The sequence below is a fragment of the Bacillus sp. 0909A genome (assembly GCF_036765115.1).
Classification (GTDB): Bacteria; Bacillota; Bacilli; order Bacillales; family Bacillaceae; genus Bacillus; species Bacillus mojavensis.
The window spans coordinates 213,735-225,850 of sequence record NZ_JBAIZU010000003.1 but is presented as its reverse complement, the minus strand read 5'-3'; the positions used below and the strand labels follow the sequence as shown (position 1 = coordinate 225,850).

Sequence of the window (12,116 nt, the reverse complement as noted above, 5' to 3'; positions counted from 1 at the left end):
TGAGCAATCAAAGCTGATTTCGACAATGTGAGGTTTCCTGTAGGAAATCTCTTTTTTAGTTTCTTTATGGTTACCTAGTATAATTTACTATAATAAAGGACTTTTTCACTAGTTTGGATAGACATAATAAGCACAGGTGAGGAGAGGATGAAAATGGCAACATTGTCAGATGTAGCGAAAAAAGCAAATGTTTCGAAAATGACGGTATCACGAGTGATCAATCATCCTGAGACGGTGACAGACGAATTAAAAAAGCTTGTTCATTCCGCGATGAAAGAGCTGAATTACATTCCTAATTATGCGGCAAGAGCGCTCGTGCAAAACAGAACACAGGTTGTCAAACTGTTGATTCTCGAGGAAATGGATACGACAGAGCCGTATTACATGAACTTGCTGACCGGAATCAGCCGGGAGCTGGATCGCCGCCATTATGCTTTGCAGCTTGTGACAAGAAATTCTCTTAATATTGGGCAATGCGACGGTATTATTGCCACTGGCTTGAGAAAGTCCGATTTTGAAGGTGTGATCAAAGCTTTTGAAAAACCGCTAGTCGTATTTGGGCAAAATGAAATGGGCTTTGACTTTATCGATGTGAATAACGAAAAAGGCACTTTTATGGCAACACGCCATGTCATGGGACTGGGCGAGCGGGAAGTTGTCTTTTTTGGCATTGATTTAGATGAGCCTTTCGAACGCTCAAGAGAACAGGGGTATATTCGTGCGATGAATGAAAGCTTTAACAAAACGAATATGTTTCGGATTGATAACAGTTCTAAGAAAAGTGAATCACTTGCAAGAGAAGTACTGAAATCCATGGACAAACAGGCAGCGTTTGTCTGCGCATCCGATCGAATCGCGCTCGGCGTCATTCGTGCGGCGCAATCGCTTGGCAAACGAATTCCGGAAGACGTTGCGGTTACCGGGAATGACGGTGTTTTTCTTGATCGCATCTCCTCGCCCCGGTTGACTACAGTCAGACAGCCAGTAGTTGAAATGGGTGAGGCCTGTGCGAGAATGCTGCTGAAAAAAATGAATGAAGACGGTGCTCCCCAAGGACATCTATTTTTTGAGCCGGAGTTAATCGTGCGTGAATCGACTCTGTAAGAGCCTTATTCTGTTATCGATAACAAGGCAAAAAGGATTGTTCCTGCGATTTCATCATGATACTTTCAAAATTGAACCGGATTAAAACGGAAATCAAAGGGGGAGACATGATGGAATATGCAGCGATTCATCATCAGCCATTCATTTCTGATGCTTATTCTTATGACGGCCGGACAGTGCATATCAAGATTCGGACGAAAAAAGGTGATGCCGATCACATTCGATTGATTTGGGGCGATCCTTATGAGTACAACGATGGCAGGTGGGCGGCAAACGAGCATCCGATGAGGAAAATCGCCGCAACGGACATGCATGATTATTGGTTTGCTGAAGTGGTGCCGCCATTCAGGCGTTTGCAATATGCGTTTGTTGTAACAGACCATCATGAAGACATCTTTTTCGGAAGCTCAGGTGTATGCCCTTATAACGAAAAAACGCTGGAGACGATCCATTATTATTTTAAACTTCCATTTGTTCATGAGGCCGATACATTCCAAGCGCCTGAGTGGGCCAAATCAACGGTTTGGTATCAAATTTTTCCGGAGCGTTTTGCTAATGGAAGAGAAGACTTATCGCCGGAGAATGTATTGCCGTGGGGGAGCAAGGATCCGGACGTCAATGACTTTTTTGGAGGAGATTTGCAAGGAATTGTTGACAAGCTTGATTATGTAGAGGATTTAGGGGTGAACGGAATTTATTTAACTCCGATTTTTTCCGCGCCTTCTAATCATAAATACGACACGCTGGATTACTATTCCATTGATCCGCATTTTGGAGATCCGGAGCTTTTTCGCACATTGGTCAGCCAGCTTCATCAGCGGGGGATGAGAATTATGCTTGATGCTGTTTTTAATCATATAGGCAGTGCTTCTCCACAGTGGCAGGATGTCGTGAAAAACGGAGCTCAATCCCGCTATAAAGACTGGTTCCATATTCACTCTTTTCCTGTCACAGAAGGCAATTATGATACATTTGCGTTTACTCCCGATATGCCAAAGTTACATACGGCTAATCCCGAGGTTCAGAGATATTTGCTTGATATTGCTTTGTATTGGATTCGCGAATTTGATATTGATGGCTGGCGTTTGGACGTGGCAAATGAAGTGGATCACGCTTTTTGGAAGACATTCAAGCAAGCCGTATCAGCAGAAAAGCCTGATATTTATATTTTGGGAGAAATCTGGCATTCTTCCGAACCTTGGCTAAGAGGAGATGAATTTCATGCGGTGATGAACTATCCTTTTACAGAGCCTATGATTGAATATTTTGCTGACCGGGCGATTCCAGCCTCCCGTATGGCCCACCGGTTAAATGCACATTTGATGAATGGGATGAAGCAGGTCAATGAGGTGATGTTTAATTTACTGGACAGCCATGACACAAAACGCCTTTTGACCAGATGCCGCAATGACGAGAAAAAAGCACGCGCTTTGCTGGCCTTTATGTTTGCCCAGACAGGTTCACCATGCATCTATTACGGAACGGAAATCGGGCTGGACGGTGAAAATGATCCGTTATGCCGGAAATGTATGGTTTGGGACAAAGAGAAGCAAAACCAAGAGATGCACACATTTATGAAACGGTTAATTGCTTTACGCAAACAAGAAAACACTGTCTTGACTGAAGGAAATCTTGAGTGGAATCTGCTGGATGACCAAAACAATTTTATTCGTTTTTCACGGACTCTTGATGAAAAAAAACTGATTTATTTCTTTAATCAAGGGGACGCGGCTCGACATGTCAGTTTGCAAGATTTGAATATTGAAAGAAATAAGAAAATCTACGATGCATGGACAGAGCAGCCGCTTCATCATAGTGATGTGATTGTCATTCAGCCGGGAGAATTTTTTATTTTGGGTGCTGCCGCCTCTGTTTAAATTCTGTTATCGGTAACAAATCAAAAGATGTTGTAACCGCTTTCTACAGAGCCATACAATTGTTATAGATTCATAAATAGAAGGGGGAAAAGAGATGGTAGTTTTTAAAAAGACATTCGCCTTATTGGCAGCATCAGTCCTGACATTCGGCCTTGCCGCCTGCTCAAGTTCAAAAGATCCGGCAAGCTCTGACGGCAAAAAGGTACTGACTGTGTCTGTTGAAGAAACCTATAAAGAATACATTGAAAGCATCAAAGCAAAGTTTGAAAAAGAGAATGATGTCACAATAAAAATTGTTGAAAAGCAAATGTTCGATCAATTGGAAGCGCTTCCCCTCGATGGTCCGGCGGGGAATGCACCTGATGTGATGCTTGCAGCATACGACCGGATCGGCGGTTTGGGCCAGCAGGGACATTTGCTAGACATTAAGCCATCTCATACAAAAAGTTTCGGCGATAAAGAAATGCAGCAGGTGACGGTTGACGGGAAGGTGTATGGAATGCCGCTGGTCATTGAAACACTTGTTTTATACTACAACAAAGATCTTTTAAAAACAGCACCAAAAACATTTAAAGACCTTGAAAAATTAGCAGAGGATTCCCGCTTTGCGTTTGCTTCGGAAAAAGGAAAATCAACTGGATTTTTAGCAAAATGGACTGACTTTTATATGTCATACGGTTTATTGGCGGGTTACGGCGGATACGTATTTGGGAAAAACGGTACAGATTCCGGGGACATCGGCCTGAACAATAAAGGGGCAGTAGAAGCTGTGAAATATGCGGAGACATGGTTTAAAACCTATTGGCCAAAAGGCATGCAAGACAATTCAAGCGCTGATGATTTTATTCAGCAGATGTTTTTAGATGGCAAAGCGGCTGCTATCATCGGCGGACCGTGGTCAGCTGCCAACTATAAAGAGGCTCAATTGAACTACGGAGCGGCTCCTATTCCGACATTGCCAAACGGAGAAGAATATGCCCCTTTTGCCGGCGGCAAGGGCTGGGTTGCTTCAAAATATACAAAAGAACCCGAACTGGCTGAAAAGTGGCTTGAGTATGCTACAAATGATGCCAATGCTTACGCTTTTTATGAGAATACAAACGAAGTTCCGGCTAATACAGCTGCAAGGAAGAAAGCGGATGAGCAAAAAAATGAGCTGACGTCAGCTGTGGTTACGCAATATGAAACAGCGACACCAACTCCGAATATTCCGGAAATGGCTGAGGTATGGACAGGAGCGGAAAGTTTGGTTTTTGATGCAGCTTCAGGAAAAAAAGCGGCACAACAATCAGCGGATGATGCTGTAAACGTCATAAAGGAAAATATCAAAGAAAAGTATGTGAAATAAAACGGCGGGGTAGCGTCCGGAAGAATAGAGGGCGAAAAAAATGAATAAACACCACACACATGCAAAGCAAACACGAAAGGCAGGGCTTTTATCGATCATTCCAGGACTTGGGCAATTTGCGAATCATCAGTTTTCAAAGGGGACCTTGTTTCTGGTTATCACAGGTTTGTTTGTTTTTGAATTATGCGTTTTCGGTATTCAGGCGCTAACCGGATTGATTACATTGGGAAGTGTTCCCGGTAAAGACCACTCCCTATTTATGCTGATTGAAGGCACACTGCAATTGATTGTGACGCTGATGTTCCTCATGTTCTATATCTTTAATATTTATGATTCGCGTAAGACCGCCGCTATGAAAGCGGCGGGTTTGAAGGTCAATACAACGGCCAGGGACATGATCTGTCATGCGGGAGATAAAGGGTTTCCATATTTATTTACACTGCCGGCATATATCATGATGGTGTTTGTGATTATTTTTCCGGTTTTGGTGACTCTGTTTGTTGCATTCACAAACTATGATTTTTATCATATTCCGCCTAATAGTCTGATTGACTGGGTCGGTTTTAAAAATTTCTTGAATATTTTTCTCCTTGGCTCCTATCGTGAAACATTTGTGAATGTACTGAGCTGGACAATCATCTGGACAATCTGTGCGACAACGCTGCAAATCATTTTGGGTATTGTGACGGCTCTTTTCGTCAATCAGGATTTTATAAAAGGCAAGCGGATATATCGAATGATCTTCTTATTTCCGTGGGCTGTTCCGGCTTTTATTACAATCATGAGTTTTTCCAACATGTTTAACGACAGCGTAGGGGCGATGAATGCACAGGTGATTCCATTATTAAATCACCTGCCGTTTGTAGAGCTGCCGGCGATCGCGTGGAAGACCGATCCTTTCTGGACGAAGACGGCTCTCATTATGATTCAGACCTGGCTTGGTTTTCCTTATATTTATGTCATGGTAACGGGCGTGCTCCAGGCGATTCCAGGTGAACTGTATGAAGCGGCAAAGATTGACGGGGCCACTTTTTTTCAGCGTTTTCAACATATTACATTCCCGATGATTTTATTTGCGACAGCGCCTGTGATGATTACGCAGTATACATTTAATTTTAATAATTTCTCGATCATCTACTTATTTAATGAGGGAGGACCGGGCAGCGCGGGAGCAGGCGCCGGGTCGACCGATATTTTAATCTCTTGGATTTATAAACTGACAACAGGTACATCACCGCAATATTCTGTTGCGGCGGCTGTTACATTGTTAATTTCTTTCATTGTCATAGGAATTTCCCTGATTGCTTTTAAAAAATCGAATGCCTTTGGCAATGAGGAGGTTATGTAGGTGAACGCGAGAACTGCCAGAATGCTCAATAGAATCTGTACCTATTTATTTTTGACGCTTTTAAGTATCGTCATTCTATATCCGCTGCTGATTACGGCAACATCCGCTTTCCGTGTGGGGAATGTGGCGGCTTTTCAGCTCGATTTTTCGGGTTCTTGGACTTTGGACCATTTTAAGCGGCTATTTGACGAGACGCTTTATCTTCATTGGTACAGCAATACAATTGTCATTGCGCTATCGGTCATGGTATTGCAGGTTACGATTGTGACACTCGCCGGGTATACGTACAGCCGCTATCGGTTTGCAGGCAGAAAAAAGAGCCTGGTATTCTTTTTAATCATTCAAATGGTGCCGACGATGGCAGCGCTGACTGCTTTTTACGTTCTGGCCATGCTGATAGGCGCCCTCAATCAATACTGGTTTTTAACAGCGATTTATATTGGTGGCGGAATTCCGATGAACACGTGGCTGATGAAAGGTTATTTTGATACTGTGCCGAGAGAAATTGATGAAGCAGCGCGAATTGATGGAGCCGGCCATCTGAGGATTTTCGCATCAATCGTTTTGCCGCTTGTTAAGCCGATGCTTGCGGTACAAGCGCTTTGGGCTTTTATGGCACCGTTTGGCGACTATTTGCTGGCGAAGTTTTTGCTTCGCACACCGGAAAGGCTGACCATCGCTGTGGGGCTGCAATCATTCATTTCAAACCCGCAACAGCAAAAAGTAGCCCTGTTTGCGGCCGGAGCGATACTTGCCGCACTGCCAATATGCGTCTTGTTCTTTTTTCTCCAAAAGAACTTTGTGTCCGGACTGACAGCCGGCGGAACAAAGGGGTAGTTATATGGGGAATCTGCAAAATGAAAACTTTATCATTCGCTGCCTGAAAGCTGCCGCATCTCCGTCAGGTGTTTGCCGTTACGGGAATACGTTCAGCTGGCTGCAGCTCTCTATTCTCTTTATGTTTTTAACTGCCTTTTTGATGGCGCCGTTGACGGTTTCGTTTATGAAAATGGATCGCTTTAACGTTCAATCCTTCATGCCGTCAGCTATTCAAAAGGTCAATGATCAATTTGCTGATCAATTACAAGGCTTTCAAATTAGAAACGGAAAACTGACAGGCGGGAAGAGCTCTGATCGGATTGAAGATGGACAGAATTTGCTGGCGGTTGATATGAAGCATGAGTTTAAGACGAGCGGTGAAAATGGACGTTTGAAAGTAGCTGGATATGATAACGCAATCATATTTCAGTCTGATCATCTGATCATCACCGATCAAAATGGAACAGGGTTTTCTGTTCGCTATGCGAAAATGGACGCTAAGCTTAAGAATCCAAACACCCATGATGTAGAGCGTTTTATCAATAAATGGTGGCTGGCACAGTATAAGCCGATGATCATGATGCTGGCATATGCGGTAATTTTTATGATCCAGTTTTTTTTGACGGCTGTTCTTGCGGGAGGCATGTGGATCACAAAATTATCAAACATGATCTCTATTACGTCAGTTAAGGAAGCGGCATCTATAGCGATTTGCGCATCAGCACTGCCGGCATTTGTGGCAGCTGCTGTCGGCATGGTTCATTTTGACTTGATCACTGTATTGATGATCCATTCTTGTGGCGTCACCTTGATGATCTCTTTTGCATTTAGATATTTGACCAAAACCCGCCGTTATAATGGAAACTTACATTCGGGAGGAAATTATGATAAATCAGCGGTTATTCGAGATTGATGAATGGCAAATCAAAACAAATCATTTTCAAAAGGAACATATGCGGCTGCAGGAAAGCCTGACTTCTCTTGCCAACGGCTATATGGGTGTCAGAGGGAATTTTGAAGAAGGCTATTCAGGTGACAGCCATCAAGGCACATATATCGCAGGCGTGTGGTTCCCTGACAAAACGCGGGTAGGCTGGTGGAAAAACGGGTATCCGGAGTATTTCGGCAAAGTGATCAATACGATGAATTTTATTGCCATAGACTTATATATTGATGGTGAAAAAGTCGATCTCTATCAAAACCAAATCGAATCATTTGAGTTAGAACTCAATATGAAAGAGGGGATTCTGCGGCGTAGCGTTGTTGTCCGCATTCAGGATAAAACCGTCAGAATCAGATCTGAGCGATTTCTTAGCCTTGCCGTTAAAGAGCTATGTGCAATTCATTACGAAGCGGAGTGCCTGACGGGAGATGCTGTCATTACGCTTGTTCCTTACCTAGATGGAAATGTCGCAAATGAAGATTCTAATTACCAGGAACAATTTTGGCAGGAAGAAGCGAAAGGAGCTGATTCTCACCGCGGCCATGTCATCACAAAAACGATCGAAAATCCGTTTGGAACACCGCGATTTACTGTTTCGGCCACAATGGCAAACGTGACAGAAGGCTTTGTCAGTGAAAGCTTTCAAACAGCTGGCATGTATGCTGAGAATCGCTACAGCTACCAAACGAAGGCTTCTTTGAAAAAGTTTATTATTGTCACGACTTCCCGTGATGTTCGGGAGGAAGAGCTTTTATCGAAAGGCAAGGAGCTTTTGGCGGATGTTCTAGAGAACGGATATGATGAAGCAAGACAAAGGCACACTGATCAATGGAAGGAAAGATGGGCAAAAGCAGACATAGAGATTAAAGGAGATGAGGAACTTCAGCAAGGAATCCGCTACAATATCTTTCAGTTATTCTCGACATACTACGGGGGCGATGCCCGTTTGAATATCGGGCCGAAAGGATTTACAGGCGAAAAATACGGAGGCGCCGCATATTGGGATACTGAGGCATATGCCGTGCCGATGTATTTGGCTGCTGCCGATCCGGAAGTGACGAAACACCTGCTTTTATACCGCTATCACCATCTGGAGGCTGCCAAACGTAATGCCGCTAAATTGGGATTGAAGGGGGCACTTTACCCGATGGTGACGTTCACAGGTGATGAATGCCACAACGAATGGGAGATCACCTTTGAAGAAATTCACCGCAATGGCGCGATTTGCTATGCGATCTATAATTATATCCAATATACAGGCGACAACGACTATATGAAAGAATACGGGATAGACGTTCTTGTTGAAGTCAGCAGGTTTTGGGCGGACCGCGTTCACTTCTCGAAACGAAAAAACAAATATATGATACACGGCGTCACAGGGCCGAATGAATACGAAAACAATGTCAACAACAATTGGTATACAAATGTCATTGCGGCTTGGACGCTGGAGTATACATTAGAAAATCTCGAAAGGATTTCAGCGGAAAAACGCCGCCTGCTTGATGTGCAGGAAGAAGAACTGAAGGTCTGGAGAAATATCATTCAGCACATGTACTATCCGTATAGTGAAGAACTGCAAATTTTCATTCAGCATGACACATTCTTGGATAAAGACCTGCAATCAGCGGATGAATTAGATCCCGCTGAGCGGCCCCTTTATCAGAATTGGTCCTGGGACAAGATTCTCCGCTCGAATTTTATTAAGCAGGCAGATGTGCTTCAAGGCATTTATCTTTTTCATGACCGTTTTACAATGGAAGAAAAGCGGCGAAACTTTGATTTTTATGAACCAATGACTGTTCATGAATCAAGCCTGTCGCCCTCTGTCCATGCGGTTCTCGCAGCCGAACTTAAGATGGAAAAGAAAGCGCTTGAATTATGTAAGCGTACAGCAAGGCTTGATCTTGACAATTACAATCATGACACGGAAGAAGGCCTGCATATTACATCAATGACGGGGAGCTGGCTCGCGATCGTTCAAGGCTTTGCCGGCATGCGCATCACGAATGAGACGATGTCATTTGCTCCGTTTTTGCCGAAAGATTGGGATGGATATTCGTTCAAAATCAATTATCGACATCGCTTAATCAATGTTACGGTTGACGAAAAAAGCGCCATCTTTGAACTTTTAAAAGGCGAGCCGCTGCACATGAAAGTTTATGAGGAGCCGGTTGTGTTAAATGAACGATGTGAAAGGAGAACGCCTGATGAGTGAATGGTGGAAAAAAGCTGTCGTTTATCAAATTTACCCGCGCAGTTTTTATGATTCCAATGGAGATGGATTCGGGGATTTGCAAGGCGTGATTCAAAAGCTGGACTACATCAAACATCTCGGGGCGGATGTGATCTGGCTCTCCCCGGTGTTTGATTCCCCGCAGGATGATAACGGCTATGACATCAGCGACTACAGAAACATGTACGAAAAATTTGGGACAAATGAAGATATGTTTCAGTTAATTGATGAAGTGCATCAGCGCGGAATGAAAATCATCATGGATTTGGTCGTGAACCACACGTCAGATGAGCATGCCTGGTTTGCTGAAAGCCGCAAGTCAAAGGACAATCCTTACCGGGATTATTATTTTTGGAAAGATCCAAAATCGGACGGCTCAGAGCCGAACAATTGGGGGTCGATCTTCTCGGGGCCGGCGTGGACATTTGATGAAGGAACAGGGCAGTATTATTTGCACTACTTTTCGAAAAAGCAGCCTGATTTAAACTGGGAAAATGAAGCGGTACGCCGGGAAGTTTATGATTTGATGAGGTTCTGGATGGATAAAGGCGTTGACGGCTGGCGCATGGATGTGATCGGCTCTATTTCGAAATACATCGATTTTCCGGACTACGAAACAGATGACAGCCGCCGCTATATCGTCGGCCGCTATCATTCAAACGGTCCCCGCCTGCATGAGTTTATTCAAGAGATGAACCGGGAAGTGCTGTCTCATTACGATTGCATGACGGTGGGAGAGGCAAACGGTTCCGATACAGAAGAGGCGAAAAAGTATACGGATGAAAGCAGACATGAGCTGAATATGATCTTTACGTTTGAACATATGGATATTGATACGGAACCACATTCGCCAAATGGGAAATGGCAGATCAAGCCGTTTGATCTGATTGCTTTAAAAAAGACAATGACAAGGTGGCAGAACGCGTTAATGAATGTCGGCTGGAATACCCTGTATTTTGAAAACCATGATCAGCCAAGAGTCATATCCCGTTGGGGCAATGACGGCGAGCTGCGAAAGCTGTGTGCAAAGGCATTTGCAACGGTTCTTCACGGGATGAAAGGAACCCCGTTTATTTACCAAGGAGAAGAAATCGGGATGGTCAACAGTGATATGCCGCTGGAAATGTATGACGATCTTGAAATAAAAAATGCATATCGTGAATTAGTCGTTGAAAACAAAACGATGTCAGAAAAAGATTTTCTAAAAGCTGTAACGAAAAAAGGAAGGGATCACGCGAGAACACCGATGCAATGGGATGCCGGAAAACATGCGGGATTCACAGTTGGAGACCCTTGGATAGCGGTAAATCCCCGCTATCATGAAATCAATGTGAAGGAGTCCTTGGACGATCTAGATTCGATTTTCTACTATTACCAGAAGCTCATTCAATTACGAAAGCAATATAAGATCTTAATAGATGGAGATTATCAGCTGCTGCTGGAGGATGACCCGCAAGTCTTCTCTTACATCCGTGAATATCAAGGGGAAAAGCTTCTCGTCGTTGTGAATTTGTCGGAAGACAAGGCGCTGTTCGAGTTGCCACAGGAACTGATTCATGAGCGTTGGAAAGTGCTCATTTCCAACTATTCGCAGGAGCGGGCTGACTTGAAGAGCATTTGCCTCGCACCTTATGAAGCTGTGATGGGCATCAGCATATGAAAGCAGTCATTTTTGATTTAGACGGAGTGATAACAGATACTGCTGAATATCATTTTCTCGCTTGGAGGCACATCGCAGAACAAATTGGTATTCCCTTTGACCGAAGTGTGAATGAAAGCCTCAAAGGAATCAGCAGAGAAAAGTCGCTTGAAAACATACTGATCAGGAGCGGTGCGGAAGCAAAATATACAAATGCGGAGAAGCAAGATCTCCTGCATCAAAAAAACAAATATTATCAAACGTTGATCAGCAAATTGACGCCGGAAGATCTTTTGCCTGGAATCGGCAGGCTTCTTTGTGAATTAAAAGGCGAAAAGATAAAAATCGGGTTAGCATCTTCAAGCCGCAATGCCCCCGAGGTTTTAAAACGTTTAGAGATTATTAACGATTTTCATGCGATTGTTGACCCGACGGCTCTTGGGAACGGGAAACCTGATCCCGAAATATTTTTAACCGCCGCAGCGCTGCTTGGCGTCTCTCCGGCTGATTGTGCGGCAATAGAAGACGCTGAAGCGGGTATTGCCGCCATTAAATCTGCCGGGATGTTTGCGGTTGGAGTCGGTCATGAACAATCAATGCAGGATGCTGATTTGATTGTCAGGCAAACTTGCGATTTGTCATTTGATATGCTTAATGAAGAGTGGAAGTCGTATAGAATCAACAGTGTTCAAAAGTGAAAGGAGGAGAAAGCGGCTGCATTTCAGATGTTTTGTTTGTATGTTCACTTGTCAGTAAGAAAATTCATATAGCATGAAAAAACCTGCAAGAGACATGTCTCTTGCAG

9 protein-coding genes are annotated in these 12,116 nt (G+C 43.8%); all 9 read left to right on the top strand.

Annotation, left to right across the window (positions count from 1 at the left end):
• Window positions 1-153 precede the first annotated feature (153 nt).
• The 9 genes from V6D42_RS11365 to pgmB all read left to right on the top strand — a co-directional run bounded on the left by V6D42_RS11365 (window position 154) and on the right by pgmB (window position 12,009).
• A complete protein-coding gene (locus tag V6D42_RS11365; protein ID WP_333513298.1) occupies window positions 154-1,104 on the top strand; it encodes a LacI family DNA-binding transcriptional regulator in 951 nt (316 codons plus the stop codon).
• Between the two features lie 107 nt (window positions 1,105-1,211).
• Window positions 1,212-2,981, top strand: a complete 1,770-nt coding sequence (locus V6D42_RS11360; protein ID WP_333513297.1) for a glycoside hydrolase family 13 protein — start codon at window positions 1,212-1,214, stop codon at window positions 2,979-2,981.
• 94 nt (window positions 2,982-3,075) lie between these two features.
• Window positions 3,076-4,329, top strand: coding sequence for a maltodextrin ABC transporter substrate-binding protein (locus V6D42_RS11355; protein WP_333513296.1), 1,254 nt, complete (start codon window positions 3,076-3,078; stop codon window positions 4,327-4,329).
• 40 nt (window positions 4,330-4,369) lie between these two features.
• Window positions 4,370-5,677 carry a carbohydrate ABC transporter permease gene (locus tag V6D42_RS11350; RefSeq protein WP_333513295.1) on the top strand — a complete coding sequence of 436 codons (1,308 nt, stop codon included), beginning with the start codon at window positions 4,370-4,372 and terminating at the stop codon, window positions 5,675-5,677.
• Entirely contained in the window at window positions 5,678-6,514 is an 837-nt protein-coding gene (mdxG, locus tag V6D42_RS11345; protein WP_333513294.1) for a maltodextrin ABC transporter permease MdxG, read from the top strand.
• A gap of 4 nt (window positions 6,515-6,518) precedes the next feature.
• Window positions 6,519-7,409, top strand: coding sequence for a DUF1189 domain-containing protein (locus V6D42_RS11340; RefSeq protein ID WP_333513293.1), 891 nt, complete (start codon window positions 6,519-6,521; stop codon window positions 7,407-7,409).
• Window positions 7,381-9,654 (top strand): glycoside hydrolase family 65 protein, encoded by a 2,274-nt coding sequence (locus V6D42_RS11335; RefSeq protein ID WP_333513292.1) that lies wholly within the window; start codon window positions 7,381-7,383, stop codon window positions 9,652-9,654. The genes V6D42_RS11340 and V6D42_RS11335 overlap by 29 nt, the downstream gene beginning before the upstream one ends.
• Window positions 9,647-11,332, top strand: a complete 1,686-nt coding sequence (locus V6D42_RS11330; protein WP_333513291.1) for a glycoside hydrolase family 13 protein — start codon at window positions 9,647-9,649, stop codon at window positions 11,330-11,332. The genes V6D42_RS11335 and V6D42_RS11330 overlap by 8 nt, the downstream gene beginning before the upstream one ends.
• Window positions 11,329-12,009, top strand: coding sequence for a beta-phosphoglucomutase (gene pgmB, locus V6D42_RS11325; protein ID WP_333513290.1), 681 nt, complete (start codon window positions 11,329-11,331; stop codon window positions 12,007-12,009). Before V6D42_RS11330 ends, pgmB begins: the two co-directional genes overlap by 4 nt.
• Window positions 12,010-12,116: the final 107 nt, after the last annotated feature.